Raw genomic sequence first — 16,202 nt, 5'->3', positions numbered from 1 at the left:
CGCCCGGGGGCACGACGGGAGCACTGCCCGAATGCCTGACAACGACGAGACCACCCCCGAGACCACGCCTTCCGCCGCCGCGGACGAGAGCGCGGCACCCCGCCGCCGCCGTCGCGCCGCGTCCCGGCCCGCGGGTCCGCCCGGAGCCGAGACCGCCGCCGAACCGGCGGGCGCCGCCTCCGGCGCGGCGGAGACGGAGGAGGCGGCCCCGGCCGCGCCCCGCCGTCGTGCGACCCGCAAGACCGCTGCCGCGGCTCCGGCCGAGGAGACTCCGGCGGCCGGGAGCGCGCCCGCTGCCGAGGGTGAGGAGGCCGCTCCGGCGCGCCCGCGCCGTCGTGCGACCCGCAAGACCGCTGCCGCCGCTCCGGCCGAGGAGACTCCGGCGACGGAGAGCGCGCCCGCTGCCGAGGCCGAGGAGGCCGCTCCGGCGCGCCCGCGCCGACGTGCCACCCGCAAGGCCACGGCCCCGGCCGGTGCCCCCGCGCCCGCCGAGCAGGCCGAGACCCCGGCCGCCGAGCCCGCCGCCGCCCCGGCCCCCGCCGCCGCCCCGGCCCCCGACGCCGGCCCCGGTACGACCCCGAGCACGGACACCGTGCCCGCCGCTGCCGAGGCCGAGGAGGCCGCTCCGGCGCGCCCGCGCCGTCGCGCCACCCGCAAGGCGACCGCCCCGGCCGGTGCCCCCGCGCCCGCCGAGCAGGCCGAGACCCCGGCCGCCGAGCCCGCCGCCGCCCCGGCCCCCGAGGCCGCGGTCCCGGCCGCCGCCGAGGAGACCGCCGCCGACGCGGCACCGCCGCGCGCCCGCCGCCGGGCCACCCGCAAGGCCACCGCGCCCGCCGGTTCCCCGGCGCCCGCCGAGCAGGCCGAGACGCCCGCCGAGGCCCCGGCCGCGGCTCCCGCCGCCCCCGTGGTCGCCGCCGAAGAGACCCCCGCCGCCCCCGCGGGCGAGCAGAGCGCCGCCCCGGCGCGTACCCGCCGCCGTGCCACCCGCGCGGCCGCGGCCCCCGCCGAGGCAGCCCCGCCCGCCGCGGAGCCGGCTCCCGCCGCGCCGTCGCAGCCCGCACCGGCCGCCCGGGCCCAGTCCCAGGCTCCCGCCGCGCCCGCCGCCGCCGACGACCAGCAGGGCGGCGGCCGTCCCCGCCGCCGCGGCCGCAAGGGCGCCGCCGTCCCGACCTTCTCCGCCGGCGACGGCCTGCGGCGGCTCAAGCCCGGTGACCTCGCGCCCCGCGAGGACTCCGCCGGCCGCCACGCCTACACCGGCCGCGCGCTGCGCGACGGCGACGGCTGGGGCGTCGAGGTCGACGACGCCTACGAGATCCGCGGCTACGGCGAGACCGTCGCCGACGCGACCGCCGAAGCCGTCGAGGCCATCGCCGCCGCCTTCGGCGTGCCCGCCGACTCCGTCGACCTCGACGTGCGCACCGAGGCCGGCGAGGCCACCGCGCCCAGCGAGGAGGCGCCCGCCGAGGAGGCGCCCGCGCGCGGCCGCCGCCGCGCGACCCGCCCGGCCGTCGCCGTCTTCCAGCCGCCGGTGTTCCAGGCCCCCGAGGCCGGTGCCGCCGTGGCACCCGCCCCGGCCGCCGAGGAGGAGGCCGCCGCCGACGCGACCGCCGAGGCCGACGAGGACCGCACCCCGCGCCGTCGCCGGCGCCGGCGCGGCGCGGCGCCCGAGCAGGCGCCCGCCGGGGAGCAGGAGGCCGAGCAGCAGCAGGTGCAGCAGGCCGAGCCCGCGCAGGCCGCCGCCCCCGCCGACCAGGCCGAGGCGGAGGACCACGACGACGAGGGCGAGGACCGGGGCGCCGACGGCTCGGACACCGAGCAGGACGGCGAGGACCGCCCGTCCCGTCGCCGCCGCCGGGGCGGCCGCCGCCGTCGCCGCGGTGAGTCCGGCGAGCAGGACCACGAGGACAACGGCGGGGACGACGAGTCCGACGAGACCGCCGAGGGCCACGACGAGGACGAGGGCGGCGCCCACGACGACGACCACGACGACGCGCAGGGCGGCTCCTCCTCCAGCAGCCGCCGCCGGCGCCGTCGCCGCCGCCGCGGTTCCGACAGCGGTGACGACCACACGTCCGGTGCCGGCTCCGACGACCCGGAGCGCACCGTCGTCAAGGTCCGCGAACCGCGGTCCCGTTACGAGGGCGGCACCGGTTCCGACGAGGTGCAGTCCATCAAGGGCTCGACCCGCCTGGAGGCCAAGAAGCAGCGCCGCCGCGAGGGCCGCGAGCAGGGCCGCCGCCGGGTGCCGATCATCACCGAGGCCGAGTTCCTGGCCCGCCGCGAGGCGGTCGAGCGCGTCATGGTGGTGCGGCAGAACGGTGAGCGCACCCAGATCGGCGTGCTGGAGGACAACGTCCTCGTCGAGCACTACGTGAACAAGGAGCAGGCCACCTCCTACGTCGGCAACGTCTACCTCGGCAAGGTGCAGAACGTGCTGCCGTCGATGGAGGCCGCGTTCGTGGACATCGGCAAGGGCCGCAACGCGGTGCTGTACGCGGGCGAGGTCAACTTCGAGGCGCTGGGCATGTCCGGCGGCCCGCGCCGGATCGAGTCCGCGCTCAAGTCCGGGCAGCCGGTGCTGGTGCAGGTCACCAAGGACCCGATCGGCCACAAGGGCGCCCGCCTGACCAGCCAGGTCTCGCTGCCCGGCCGCTACCTGGTCTACGTGCCCGAGGGCTCCATGACCGGCATCAGCCGCAAGCTGCCCGACACCGAGCGGGCCCGGCTGAAGTCCATCCTGAAGAAGGTCGTCCCCGAGGACGCGGGCGTCATCGTGCGCACCGCCGCCGAGGGCGCCAGCGAGGACGAGCTGCGCCGCGACGTGGAGCGGCTCCAGTCGCAGTGGGAGGAGATCAAGCGCAAGTCCAAGAGCGGCAACGCGCCGACGCTGCTCTACGGCGAGCCGGACATGACGGTGCGCGTGGTCCGCGACATCTTCAACGAGGACTTCTCCAAGGTCATCGTCAGCGGCGACGAGGCGTGGTCGACGGTGCACGAGTACGTCGACCACGTCGCGCCCGACCTCGTCGACCGGCTGTCGCGCTGGACGTCGGAGGTCGACGTCTTCGCCAACTTCCGGATCGACGAGCAGTTGCTGAAGGCGCTGGACCGCAAGGTGTGGCTGCCGTCCGGCGGTTCGCTGGTGATCGACAAGACCGAGGCGATGGTCGTGGTCGACGTCAACACCGGCAAGTTCACCGGACAGGGCGGCAACCTGGAGGAGACCGTCACCCGCAACAACCTGGAGGCGGCCGAGGAGATCGTCCGCCAGCTACGGCTGCGCGACCTCGGCGGCATCGTGGTGGTCGACTTCATCGACATGGTGCTGGAGTCCAACCGCGACCTGGTGATGCGGCGGCTGCTGGAGTGCCTGGGCCGGGACCGGACCAAGCACCAGGTGGCCGAGGTCACCTCGCTCGGGCTGGTCCAGATGACCCGCAAGCGGGTCGGGCAGGGGCTGCTGGAGTCCTTCTCCGAGACGTGCGTGCACTGCAACGGGCGCGGCGTGATCGTGCACATGGACCAGGCCACCACCACCGGGGGCGGGGGCGGCAAGCGCAAGCGCCGCCGCGGCGCCGCCGCGGGCGAGCCCGACCACGAGCACGAGGTGGCCGCGGCGGCCGAGCCGGCGCAGGGCGACGAGGCGGAACTGCCCGAGCTGGAGCCGATCGAGGTCGGCGAGTCGGACCTGGTGCCGGCGGTCGGCGACCCCGAGGAGGAGTGGTTCGGCAGCGCCGCCGAGGCGGAGGCCGCCGCGAACGGCGCCCGCGGCCGCGGCCGGCGTCGCGCCACCCGCAAGGCGACCGCCCCGGCCGGGGCACCGGCCGCCGCGGACCGCGAGCCCGAGCCGGCCGTCGTGGTCGTCCCGGTGAGCGAGCCCGAGGCCGAGCCGGTCGCGGAGTCGGAGCCGGAGCCGGTCGTCTCGACCGAGCCGCCGGCGCGTACCCGTCGGCGTGCCACCCGGAAGGCGACGGCGCCCGCGGGGGCGCCCGCCGCGGCCGAGGAGGCGGCGGTGGTCGTGGTCGCCGCCGAGCCCGAGGCCGAGCCGGTCGCGGAGTCGGAGCCGGAGCCGGTCGTCTCGACCGAGCCGCCGGCGCGTACCCGTCGGCGTGCCACCCGGAAGGCGACGGCGCCCGCGGGGGCACCTGCCGCGGCCGAGGAGGCGGCGGTGGTGGTCGTCCCGGCCGCCGAGCCCGCGCCGGCCGAGGCCGGAGCCGAGGCCGGGTCCGAGGCCGTCACCTCCGGGTCCGCGCCCGCCGAGGGCGCCGAAGCCGAGGACGCCGAGGCCGGAGCCGAGCCCAAGAAGCGGGCGCGCAAGGCCCCGGCCAAGAAGGCGGCGGCCAAGAAGACGGCGAAGAAGGCCGCCACCAAGAAGACGGCGGCCAAGAAGACGACCACGAAGAAGGCCGCGACGAAGAAGGCGAGCACTCCCGCCGAGTAGCCGCCCGGCCCGCAGCACCCCTTCTGCCCGCCCCTGGAACCCGCCCCCGGCCACCCGCCGGTGAGCGGCCGCCCGGGGGCGGGCGGAAGGGTTCGCGGCTGCGTGGGGCGGACCCGCGGCACGCCGGCCGGGTGCGGGTGCGGACCGGATTTGACCGGGGGCGGGAGCGATCCGTACCCTGAATCCTCGGCGTCTTTGCGCCATCCACTGAGCACTTTCCTCCCGGCCCCGCCGGGAGAGGCCCCCCGCGGCAGGACATGGGGTGCTGGCATCAGGGGTTTCGAATTCGAGCGAGAGTGAGTTCCGCGTGTACGCGATCGTGCGTAGCGGTGGCCGCCAGCACAAGGTGGCCGTCGGCGACATCGTCGAGGTTGACAGGATTCCCACCGGCAAGGTCGGCGACGCCGTCGAGCTCTCGACGCTGCTCGTGGTGGACGGCGAAGCCGTCACCAGCGACCCGTGGGTGCTCGCCGGGATCAAGGTCGAGGCCGAGATCGTGGACCACCACAAGGGCCAGAAGATCGACATCCTGCGCTACAAGAACAAGACCGGTTACCGCCGTCGCCAGGGTCACCGCCAGCAGTACACGGCGCTGAAGATCACTGGCATCCCCGCCGCGGCTGCGAAGTAAGGGACTGAGGAGAGATGGCACACAAGAAGGGCGCATCGTCCACCCGGAACGGGCGCGACTCCAACGCTCAGCGGCTCGGTGTGAAGCGCTTCGGCGGCCAGGTCGTCAACGCCGGTGAGATCATCATCCGCCAGCGCGGCACCCACTTCCACCCCGGCTCCGGCGTCGGCATCGGCAAGGACGACACGCTGTTCGCGCTGTCCGCCGGCGCGGTCGAGTTCGGCGTGAAGCGCGGTCGCCGCGTGGTGAACATCGTTCCGGCCGCCTGAGGCAGGCCGCAGGAACCATTCGAGGGCGGACCCGTTCCCGGACTCCGGGAAGCGGGGCCGCCCTCGGCGTGTTACAAGGCCAGTAGGACCGCGAGAACCGCGGGAAACCCGTACGTTCTGGAGGAAGCACCCATGACCACCTTCGTGGACCGCGTCGAACTGCATGTCGCCGCGGGTAACGGGGGCCACGGCTGCGCCTCCGTGCACCGGGAGAAGTTCAAGCCGCTCGGCGGACCGGACGGTGGCAACGGCGGGCGGGGCGGGGACGTCGTCCTCGTCGTCGACCAGGACGTGACCACCCTGCTCGACTACCACCACAGCCCGCACCGCAAGGCCACCAACGGCAAGCCGGGCGAGGGCGGCAACCGCTCCGGCAAGGACGGCACCGACCTGGTGCTGCCGGTGCCGGACGGCACCGTCGTGCAGGACCGGCACGGAAACGTGCTGGCCGACCTGGTCGGCCAGGGCACCACGTACGTCGCCGGGCAGGGCGGCCGCGGCGGCCTCGGCAACGCGGCGCTCGCCTCGACCCGGCGCAAGGCGCCCGGGTTCGCGCTGCTCGGGGTGCCCGGGCAGGCCCGGGACATCGTGCTGGAGCTGAAGACCGTCGCCGACGTGGCGCTGGTCGGCTACCCGAGCGCGGGGAAGTCCTCGCTGATCTCCGTGCTCTCGGCGGCCAAGCCGAAGATCGCGGACTACCCGTTCACCACGCTGGTGCCCAACCTCGGCGTGGTCAACGCAGGCTCCACCGTCTACACGATCGCCGACGTGCCCGGGCTGATCCCCGGCGCGAGCCAGGGCCGCGGGCTCGGCCTGGAGTTCCTGCGGCACGTCGAGCGCTGCTCGGTGCTGGTGCACGTGCTGGACACCGCGACCCTGGAGTCCGACCGCGACCCGGTGACCGACCTCGACGTGATCGAGGCGGAGCTGCGGGCGTACGGCGGCGGGCTGGAGGACCGGCCGCGGCTGGTCGTGCTCAACAAGGTCGACGTGCCCGACGGGCGGGAACTGGCCGAGATGATCAGGCCGGACCTGGAGGCGCGCGGCTACCGCGTCCTCGAGGTCTCCGCGGTGTCGCACACCGGCCTGAAGGAGCTGTCGTTCGCGCTGGCCGGCATCGTGGCCGAGACCAGGGCGGCCCGCCCGGTCGAGGAGAACACCCGCGTGGTGATCCGCCCGCAGGCGGTCGACGACGCCGGGTTCACCGTCACGTTCGACGGCGAGCTGTACCGGGTGCGCGGCGAGAAGCCCGAACGGTGGGTGCGCCAGACGGACTTCACCAACGACGAGGCGGTCGGCTACCTCGCGGACCGGCTCAACCGGCTCGGCGTCGAGGACGAGCTGGTCAAGGCGGGCGCGAAGTCGGGCGACGGCGTCGCGATCGGGTCGGAGGAGGACGCCGTGGTCTTCGACTGGGAGCCCTCGCTCGCGGCCGGCGCCGAGATGCTGGGCCGGCGCGGCGAGGACCACCGGTTCGACGCGCCGCGGCCCGCGGCGGCCCGCCGCCGCGACCGGCAGGCCGCCCACGACGAGGCGGCGGAGGCGTACGACGAGTTCCACCCGTTCGGCGGCTGACCCGGGGCGGGCCCCCGGTTCGGTGAACCCCGCCTTGCGGGACGGTTACCGGGGGTGAGACGATCCCCGTATCTCTTGTTGCCGCTAGGTAGGTCTCACGTGTCCCTGCACCATGCTTCCACCCGTACCACCGCTGTCGTCCTTGCCGGTGGCACGGGGCAGCGGGTCGGCCTGTCGATTCCCAAGCAGCTACTGAAGATCGCCGGGAAGTCGCTGATCGAGCACACGCTCGCCATCTTCGAGCAGGCGGACGCGATCGACGACATCATCGTGCTGATGGCACCGGGCTACGTCCCGGACGTCGAGAAGATCGTCGCGAAGGCCGGCCTGAAGAAGGTCAGCCGGGTGATCGAGGGCGGCGCGACGCGCAACGAGACCACCGAGCGCGCCATCGCCGCGCTGAGCGAGGAACTGGAGCCCGGCCAGGACCGCAACGTCCTGTTCCACGACGCCGTGCGCCCGCTGATCTCCCAGCGGGTGATCAGCGACTGCGTGACCGCCCTGGAGCGGTACGAAGCGGTGGACGTGGCGATCCCGTCCGCGGACACCATCATCGTCACCCGCACCCACGGCGGCGACGGCGAGTTCATCACGGACGTGCCGGACCGCTCCCGGCTGCGCCGCGGCCAGACCCCGCAGGCGTTCCGGCTGTCCACCATCCGCCGGGCCTACGAGGTGGCCGGGGGCGACCCCAACTTCCAGGCCACGGACGACTGTTCGGTGGTGCTGCGGTACCTGCCGGACGTGCCGATCTACGTGGTCCCCGGCGACGAGCACAACATGAAGGTGACCACCCCGGTGGACGTCTTCATCGCCGACAAGCTCTTCCAGCTCGCCTCCACCGCGGCCCCCGGCCAGTCCGACGAGGCGGCCTACCGCGAACTGCTCGCCGACAAGACCCTGGTGATCTTCGGCGGCTCCTACGGCATCGGCGCCGACATCGCGGCCATGGCCGAGGGGTACGGCGCGAAGGTCTTCGCGCTCGGCCGCTCCACCACCGGCACCCACGTCGAGGACCCCGAGCACGTCGACGACGCGCTCTCGCGGGCCTACGCGGAGACCGGCCGGGTCGACTACGTGGTGAACACCGCGGGCGTGCTGCGGATCGGCAAGCTCGCCGAGACCGACAACGCCACCATCGAGGAGGCGCTGCGGGTCAACTACCTCGCCCCGGTGCAGATCGCGCGCGCCGCGCACAAGTACCTCGCCGAGACCCGCGGCCAGCTCCTGCTCTACACCTCCAGCAGCTACACCCGGGGCCGGGCCGAGTACAGCCTGTACTCGTCCACCAAGGCCGCGATGGTGAACCTCACCCAGGCGCTCGCCGACGAGTGGGCCGGCGACGGCATCCGGGTCAACTGCGTGAACCCCGAGCGGACCGCCACCCCGATGCGCACCAAGGCGTTCGGCCAGGAGCCGGCCGGCACCCTGCTCTCCTCGGAGGCGGTCGCCCGCACCTCGCTCGACGTCCTGCTGTCCACCCTCACCGGCCACGTGATCGACGTCCGCCAGCAGGACCCGATGCAGGGCCTGTCCGGCGCCTCCGGGATCGAGCGGGCCCTGGCCCACGTCCTCGCCCAGGGGGAGGACGAGCAGTAGTCTTGACCGGATCGGATCGACAGTCCTTGGGCCCGTGTGATGCGGTGCGCCCAGGGACTTCGTCCGTTGATGAGGCCGACCGGGCCGATGAGGGGGCGCGGCGCCTCCCGGGCCGCCTGCTCCCGCACCGCCTCCTCGGCCGCGCCCTTCCCGCCCCATCCGACCCCCTTGTCCTCATTCGACGTCTCGTTCGACATCGCACTGGAGCAGTCACCCCGTGATCTCAAAAGCCATTCGCATGGCCCGTGTGGCGTCCGGCGGCGAACTCGCCGCCGCGCTGCTCATGCTCCTCAGCTACCCGTGCCTGGTGATCGCCGCGCTGCTGCCGAGCCTGTGGTTCTTCGCGGCCGCCGGCGCGGTCAGCTACGTGACCGACTGGTACCTGCACCAACGCCGCTCGTACCTCATCAACCGGCTGAGCAAGGCCCGGGCCGGGCTGTCGCTGCGCTTCCTGCTGCGTGAGCTGACGCTGGTGCTGCTGATGGCGCAGCTCAACCTCGCCAACAGCCGGGCGTTCTCCGCCGCCATCGTGTGCTTCCTGGTCTTCTACGGCATGCAGGCCCCGCACTCGGCCCTGATCACGCTGATCCGCAACCGCCGCAAGCTCCCGTTCGGCACCCGCAACATCGACCTGAGCGGGATGCGCATCACCAAGGCGCCGTCCCCCGTGCTGATCTCGCGCGCCGCGGAGAAGATGCTGCACCTGGACCTGTTCGCGGTGATCGGCCTGCTGATCTACGCGAAGGACGGGCACCTCGCGTACGTCTACGCCGGAGCCGCGCTCACCCTGGGCCTGGGCATCGTCTACACGCTGGCCCTGGCGCCGTACCTCACCCGCCGCCGGCTGCCGGCGAAGACGGACGAGGCGCTGGCGTTCATGGACACCTGGCTGCGGGCCTACCGGCCGACCACGGTGCTGTACTTCTCCGGCTCGCCCGACTCGGCGTACCAGGTCAACATGTGGCTGGACACCATGGCGGACCTGCCCGGCGAGCGGCCGCTGGTGATCCTGCGGGAGCGCGCGATCCTGCTCCAGCTCGCGGACACCGCGGTGCCGGTGCTGTGCGTGCCGGGCGCGGTGCACCTGATGAACATGGACCTGTCCACCGTGCGGGTCGCCCTGTACCCGGCGAACGTGGGCAAGAACATCCACCTGCTGCGGGTGCCGAGCATGAAGCACGTCTTCGTCGGCCACGGCGACAGCGACAAGGTCGCCAGCATCAACCCGTTCAGCAAGGCGTACGACGAGGTGTGGACGGCCGGCAAGGCGGGACGCGACCGCTACGCGCTGGCCGACGTCGGCGTGCGCGACGAGGACGTCGTCGAGGTGGGCCGGCCGCAGCTCGCCGGGATCGCCGCCTGGGACGGCGCCGCCGCGAGCGGCATCCCGACCGTGCTGTACGCGCCGACCTGGGAGGGCTGGACCGACGAGCCCGGCAACACCTCGCTGATCCTGGCGGGCGCGAACATCATGCGCGGCCTGGTGGGCTCCGCTACCCCGGTCCGGGTGCTGTACAAGCCGCACCCGTTCACCGGTACCGTCAACCCGAAGGCGAAGCGGGCGCACGAGAAGGTGGTGGCGGTGCTGGAGAAGGCGAACGCCGAGCGCGCCGCCGACCCGGACTGGTCCGCCCGGATCGCCGAGGGCAAGGCGGTGCAGGCCGCGGCCCGCGCCGAACTCGCCTCGATACAGGGCGAGCTGGACTCGCTGGTGGCCGAAGTGACCTCCGCGGAGGGCGACATGGCCACCATGTCCCGCGACTCGATGGCCGACCCGGAGCTGACGGCGCGGCTCGCGGAACTGCGCGGCCGCTGGAACGCGGCGTACTGGCGGTCGCTCAGCGCCTGGGAGCACAAGGTCGTCACCGGCCCGATGCCCCACCTGTACGAGTGCTTCAACGAGTCCGACGCGATGGTCTCGGACATCTCCAGCGTGGTCTCGGACTTCGTGGCGACCGGCAAGCCGTACGCCATCACCGACTCCGCCCAGTTGGGCGAGGAGGAGTTCAAGCGGCAGAACACCGCCGCCCGGGCCGCCCTCGTCCTGGACAACTCCGCGAGCCGGGTCGGTGAGCTGGTCACGGCCGTGGTCAGCCCCGCGGGCGACCCGCTGGCCGGTCCGCGCCGGGAGATCAAGCAGTACCTGCTCGGCCCGGACCACCCGACCTCCATCGAGCGGTTCACGGCGGCGGTGCGCGAGCTGGCGCACAAGGCGGACATCCGACTCACCCAGCAGGCCGCACTGGGCCAGACGGGTGACGCCGATCTGCTCGGCGGCCCGACCGCGCAGGCCAGGTAGCAAATCGGAGCGAACCGCTCCGGGACACCCGCCCGGCAAAGGGTCCGGCGCAGGTGTCCGGGAGCGGAACGCGGGGTGTCGTCCGGGTATGCTCGCAGCCGGGGGCGCGGGTCGCGACCCGCAGTGACCGCCCCTGAATCCATCTGCATGGGACACCTAACGTGAAAGCACTTGTGCTCTCCGGCGGGGCGGGCACCCGTCTCCGGCCGATCACCCACACCTCCGCCAAACAGCTCGTGCCGGTCGCCAACAAGCCGGTGCTGTTCTACGGCCTCGAAGCCATCGCCGAGGCCGGCATCACCGAGGTCGGCATCATCGTCGGTGACACCGCGGAGGAGATCAGGGAGGCCGTCGGCGACGGCTCCGCCCTCGGCATCCGCGTCACGTACATCCCGCAGGACGCGCCGCTCGGCCTGGCGCACGCGGTGCTGATCGCCCGCGAGTTCCTCGGCGAGGACGACTTCGTGATGTACCTCGGCGACAACTTCATCGTCGGGGGCATCAGCGGCCTCGTCGAGGAGTTCCGCGCCGAGCGCCCCGACGCGCAGATCCTGCTCACCCGGGTGCCGAACCCGACCTCCTTCGGCGTCGCCGAACTCGACGCGCAGGGGCGGGTGACGAACCTGGAGGAGAAGCCGAAGCAGCCCAAGAGCGATCTGGCGCTGGTCGGCGTCTACCTCTTCACCCCCGCCGTCCACGAGGCGGTGCGGGCCATCACGCCGTCCTGGCGCGGCGAGTTGGAGATCACCCACGCCATCCAGTGGCTGATCGACGAGCACCGCGACGTGCGCTCCACCACCATCTCCGGCTACTGGAAGGACACCGGCAACGTCACCGACATGCTGGAGGTCAACCGGTCGGTGCTGGACACCCTCGAACCCGAGGTGCTCGGCGAGGTCGACGAGCAGAGCGAGATCATCGGCCGGGTCCGGATCGAGGCCGGCGCGAAGGTGTCCGGCAGCCGGATCGTCGGTCCGGTGGTCATCGGCCCGAACACGGTGATCAACGACGCGTACGTCGGCCCGTACACCTCCGTGTCGGAGAACTGCCGGATCCAGGACAGCGAGATCGAGTACTCGATACTGCTGCGCGACTCCTCGCTCACCGGTGTGCGCCGGATCGAGGCGTCGCTGATCGGGCGCAACGTCGAAGTCACCCCGGCCCCCCGCAACCCTGCCGCGCACCGCCTGGTGCTCGGCGATCACAGCAAGGTGCAGATCTCGTCATGACCGACCGCATACTGGTGACCGGCGGGGCCGGCTTCATCGGCTCCCACTACGTCCGCACGCTGCTCGGCCCGACCGGCCCCGGCGACGTGCGGATCACCGTCCTGGACAAGCTGACCTACGCGGGCAACCCGGCGAACCTCGACGAGGTCCGCGCGCACCCCGGCTTCCGCTTCGTGCAGGGCGACATCTGCGACGCCGCGCTCGTCGACAAGCTGCTCGCCGAGCACGACCAGGTGGTGCACTTCGCCGCCGAGTCGCACGTCGACCGCTCGATCCTGGGCGCCACCGAGTTCATCACCACCAACGTGGCCGGCACCCAGACCCTGCTGGACGGCGCGCTGCGCAACGGCGTGCGCACCTTCGTGCACATCTCCACCGACGAGGTGTACGGCTCGATCTCCGAGGGCTCCTGGCCCGAGACCGACCCGCTCCAGCCGAACTCGCCGTACTCCGCGGCCAAGGCGTCCAGCGACCTGATCGCGCTCGCCTACCACCGCACCCACGGCCTGGACGTGCGGGTGACCCGCTGCTCCAACAACTACGGGCACCACCACTTCCCGGAGAAGGTCATCCCGCTGTTCATCACCAACCTGCTGGACGGCGGGAAGGTGCCGCTCTACGGCGACGGCGGCAACATCCGGGACTGGCTGCACATCGACGACCACGTGCAGGGGATCGACCTGGTGCGCACCCTCGGCCGCCCGGGAGAGGTCTACAACATCGGCGGCGGCACCGAGCTGTCCAACAAGGAGCTGACCGGCCTGCTGCTCGACGCGTGCGGGGCCGACTGGGACAGCGTGGAGTACGTCGAGGACCGCAAGGGCCACGACCGCCGCTACTCGGTGGACTGCACCAAGATCCGTACCGAGCTGGGCTACGAGCCGCGCAAGGACTTCGCGACCGGCCTGGCCGAGACCGTCGCCTGGTACCGGGACAACCGGGCCTGGTGGGAGCCGCTGAAGGAGCGCGCCGCACTGTGAAACCGCCGAACGCGACCTGGCTGGTGACCGGCGCCGCCGGGATGCTGGGCCAGGACCTGCTGGTCCGGCTGCGGACCGAGCCCGGCGCCCAGGTGGTGGCCCTGGGCAGTACCGCCCTGGACATCACCGACCCGGAGGCGGTGGCCACCGCCGTCGCCGAGCACCAGCCCGTCCTGGTCGTCAACTGCGCGGCCTGGACCGGGGTCGACGACGCGGAGACCCGCGAGGCGCAGGCCGCACGGATCAACGGCGACGGCCCCCGGCACCTGGCCGAGGCGTGCGCCAAGTCCGGCGCGAAGCTGATCCACGTCTCCACGGACTACGTCTTCGCCGGCGACGCGGACCGCCCGTACGCCGAGGACGCCGCCACCGGACCGCGCGGCGCCTACGGGCGCACCAAGCTGGCCGGCGAGCGGGCGGTGCTCGACACCCTGCCCGAGGACGGGTACGTGGTCCGCACCGCGTGGCTGTACGGCGCGGCACGCGGCAACTTCGTGCGCACGATGATCCGGCTGGAGGGCGTCAAGGACACCCTCGACGTGGTGGACGACCAGCGCGGGCAGCCCACCTGGACCGTGGACCTCGCCGACCACCTGGTCCGGCTGGGCGCGGCGGCGCTCGCCGGCGACGCCCCGGCCGGCGTCTACCACGGCACCAGCTCCGGCGAGACGACCTGGTTCGGCTTCACCCGGGAGATCTTCCGGCTGCTGGGCGCGGACCCCGAGCGGGTCCACCCCACCACCAGCGCGGCCTTCGCCCGGCCCGCGCCGCGTCCGGCCTACAGCGTGCTCGGCCACGAGCGCTGGCGGTCGGCGGGCATCGAGCCGATCCGCGACTGGAAGTCGGCCCTGGCCGAGGCGTTCCCCGCCCTGGTGGCAGCCGAACGTGGCTGAGGCCCCGGCCGGCGCGGCCGGTGGGCGGGCGCGGCGGCTGGGGAGGCGGGCGGTGGACGTGCTGCCGCCGGGGACCGCGCTGGTCGGCGCGGGCACCGTGGTCCTGGGGCTGGCCAGCTACATCCAGCTCGCCGCGGCCGGCCGCACGCTGCCGTCCGACCGGATGGCGGGCGTGTCGGTGCTGTGGACCCTGGTCTTCTCGGTGGGGCTCGGGCTGTTCTTCCCCATCGAGCAGGAGATGACCCGGCTGGTCGCGGCCCGGGTGGTGGCCGGCGAGGGCACCGGTCCGGTGCTGCGCCGGGGGCTGGCGAGCTCGCTGGGGCTGCTGGCCGCGGTGTGCGTGCCGGTGGCGGTCTTCGCCCGCCCGATCGCGGACCGGCTCTTCGACGGCGAGCTGTCCCTGGTCGGCGCGCTGTGCGCGGCGTTCGGGGCGCTGTCGCTGGCGTACGCCGGCCGCGGCATGCTCGCCGGCACCGGCCGGTTCACCGCGTACGGCGCGCAACTGGCCCTGGACGGGGTGCTGCGGGTGGTGTGCTCGGTGCTGCTGGCGGTCGCGGGCACGCACGCGCCGCTGCCGTTCGCCGCGGTGCTGGTGGTGCCGACGCTGCTGTCGGTGGCGGCCACGCTGCCGTGGGTGCTGCGCGCGGCGCGGTACGGCGCGCGGGACGCGGCGGGCGTGCGCGGCGCGCGCGCCGCGGCCGGACCGGCCGCCGGGCCCCTCGCCGGCGGGGGAGCGGGTGCGCCGGGCGCGCCGGCGGCGTCCGGGCCCGTGGTGCGGCCGGGCGGATCGACGGCGCTGCGGCCGGTGCCACCGCTGCCGTGGCGGGCGCTGTGGTCCGGCCTGCTCGCGCTGATCCCCTCCACCCTGCTGGCCCAACTGCTGGTGAACGTCTCGGTGATCAGCGTGAAGCTGCTGGCGCCCGACGACACCGCGTTCATCACCGCGCTGCTGTCCGCGGTGGTGCTGGCCCGGGTGCCGCTGTTCGTCTTCGGCTCGCTCCAGGCGTCGCTGCTGCGCGGACTGTCCGAGGCCGTCGCGGCCGGCGACCGCGCCGCCTACCGCCAACTGCTGCTGCGCACCGCGACGTTCACCGGGCTGCTGGGCGGCACCGGCGGAGTGGTGGCGGTGGCGCTGGGCCCCTGGCTGGTGCCGCGGCTGTTCGGGTCGCCCGACCTGCTCGGCTGGGCGGACTTCGCCTGGCTGTCGGCCGGCACCCTCTGCTACATGCTCGCCTCGGTCCTCGGCCAGGCGCTCCAGACCACCGGCGGCCACGGCCGGCAGTTGCTGTCGTGGGCGGTCGGCACGGCCGCGCTGCTCGCGGTGACGGCCAGTCCGTTGCCGATCCGTGACCGCGTCGAGATCGCATATGCCGCTGGCGCCGCGATCACCGCGGTCATGCTCTCCATCCGGGTGACTTATGCCATCCGGAAGCAACCTCCGCGTCACTTCGACCGTCAAGCTGGATGGACGGATGCCCTATCGGGGACCAATGCCATGGAACCCGCGGATCGTCCGCAATCGGTTGAATAGTTGACGAAAGGGTGCGCTCCCATGGTGATCTCCGGCGCGCCGCGCCTTGCCGACAAGCGCACCTTCGGTGACGTCTGGCTGATCATCCCGGTCTACAACGAGGCTCCGGTCGTGGCCGGAGTGGTGGCCGAGGCGCTGCGGACCTTCCCCAACGTGGTGTGCGTCGACGACGGCAGTGCCGACGGGTCCCCGGCCGAGATCGTCGGCAGCGGCGCGCACCTGGTCCAACACCCCGTCAACCTCGGCCAGGGCGCGGCGATCCAGACCGGGCTGCACTACGCGCTGTCCCAGCCGGGCGCCGAACGCTTCGTGACCTTCGACGCCGACGGCCAGCACCGCGTCGAGGACGTGATCACCATGCTGGCGCTGGCCCGGGCCCGCGGCGCCGACGTGGTGCTCGGCTCGCGCTTCCTGCGGCCGGGCGGCGAGCGGGTCCACGTGCCCTGGACGAAGCGCCTGGTGCTGCGCACGGCGGCGGCGGTGAGCCCCACCGCGCGCCGGCTGAGACTCTCCGACGCGCACAACGGGCTGCGCCTGTTCAACCGGGTCGCCGCCGCCCGGGTCAACATCACGATGAACGGCATGGCGCACGCCTCCGAGATCACCGGCTTCCTCGCCCGTTCCGACCTCACCGTCGTGGAGTCCCCGGTGTCGATCCGCTACACCGACTACTCGCGGGCGAAGGGCCAGTCGCTGCTCAACGGAGTGAACATCCTCTTCGACCTGTCCCTGAACCGCGGGAAGGGCTGAGGCCG

General features: G+C 73.6%; 11 protein-coding genes. All 11 read left to right on the top strand.

The genetic code is table 11. The annotated features are described in order from the left end of the window. Positions 1 to 31 precede the first annotated feature (31 nt). The 11 genes from RVR_RS11170 to RVR_RS11120 all read left to right on the top strand — a co-directional run bounded on the left by RVR_RS11170 (position 32) and on the right by RVR_RS11120 (position 16,197). On the top strand, positions 32 to 4,441 hold the full coding sequence (locus RVR_RS11170; protein ID WP_202233704.1) for an Rne/Rng family ribonuclease: 4,410 nt from the start codon (positions 32 to 34) through the stop codon (positions 4,439 to 4,441). Positions 4,442 to 4,748: 307 nt separating this feature from the next. Then, the gene (rplU, locus tag RVR_RS11165) at positions 4,749 to 5,072 is read left to right on the top strand and encodes a 50S ribosomal protein L21 (RefSeq protein WP_103889203.1); all 324 of its coding nucleotides are present in this window, start codon (positions 4,749 to 4,751) and stop codon (positions 5,070 to 5,072) included. Between the two features lie 14 nt (positions 5,073 to 5,086). Then, entirely contained in the window at positions 5,087 to 5,341 is a 255-nt protein-coding gene (gene rpmA, locus RVR_RS11160) for a 50S ribosomal protein L27 (RefSeq protein ID WP_202233703.1), read from the top strand. Positions 5,342 to 5,473: 132 nt separating this feature from the next. Beyond that, entirely contained in the window at positions 5,474 to 6,916 is a 1,443-nt protein-coding gene (obgE, locus tag RVR_RS11155; RefSeq protein ID WP_202233702.1) for a GTPase ObgE, read from the top strand. Between the two features lie 99 nt (positions 6,917 to 7,015). Further along, complete coding sequence (locus RVR_RS11150) at positions 7,016 to 8,515, top strand: bifunctional cytidylyltransferase/SDR family oxidoreductase (RefSeq protein WP_202233701.1); 1,500 nt, start codon at positions 7,016 to 7,018, stop codon at positions 8,513 to 8,515. 238 nt (positions 8,516 to 8,753) lie between these two features. Then, the gene (locus tag RVR_RS11145) at positions 8,754 to 10,814 is read left to right on the top strand and encodes a hypothetical protein (RefSeq protein ID WP_202233700.1); all 2,061 of its coding nucleotides are present in this window, start codon (positions 8,754 to 8,756) and stop codon (positions 10,812 to 10,814) included. 161 nt (positions 10,815 to 10,975) lie between these two features. After that, complete coding sequence (locus RVR_RS11140) at positions 10,976 to 12,043, top strand: glucose-1-phosphate thymidylyltransferase (protein WP_202233699.1); 1,068 nt, start codon at positions 10,976 to 10,978, stop codon at positions 12,041 to 12,043. After that, positions 12,040 to 13,023 (top strand): dTDP-glucose 4,6-dehydratase, encoded by a 984-nt coding sequence (rfbB, locus tag RVR_RS11135; protein ID WP_202233698.1) that lies wholly within the window; start codon positions 12,040 to 12,042, stop codon positions 13,021 to 13,023. The genes RVR_RS11140 and rfbB overlap by 4 nt, the downstream gene beginning before the upstream one ends. Beyond that, a complete protein-coding gene (gene rfbD / locus RVR_RS11130) occupies positions 13,020 to 13,916 on the top strand; it encodes a dTDP-4-dehydrorhamnose reductase (protein ID WP_272933073.1) in 897 nt (298 codons plus the stop codon). The genes rfbB and rfbD overlap by 4 nt, the downstream gene beginning before the upstream one ends. Then, entirely contained in the window at positions 13,909 to 15,447 is a 1,539-nt protein-coding gene (locus tag RVR_RS11125; RefSeq protein WP_202233697.1) for a polysaccharide biosynthesis protein, read from the top strand. The genes rfbD and RVR_RS11125 overlap by 8 nt, the downstream gene beginning before the upstream one ends. A 21-nt stretch (positions 15,448 to 15,468) precedes the next feature. Further along, a complete protein-coding gene (locus RVR_RS11120; RefSeq protein WP_202233696.1) occupies positions 15,469 to 16,197 on the top strand; it encodes a glycosyltransferase family 2 protein in 729 nt (242 codons plus the stop codon). Positions 16,198 to 16,202 lie beyond the last annotated feature (5 nt).

Source organism: Streptomyces sp. SN-593, from assembly GCF_016756395.1.
Lineage (GTDB): Bacteria > Actinomycetota > Actinomycetes > Streptomycetales > Streptomycetaceae > Actinacidiphila > Actinacidiphila reveromycinica.
The sequence above is the reverse complement of the archived record's forward strand: the minus strand, read 5'-3'. Positions and strand labels throughout refer to the sequence as shown.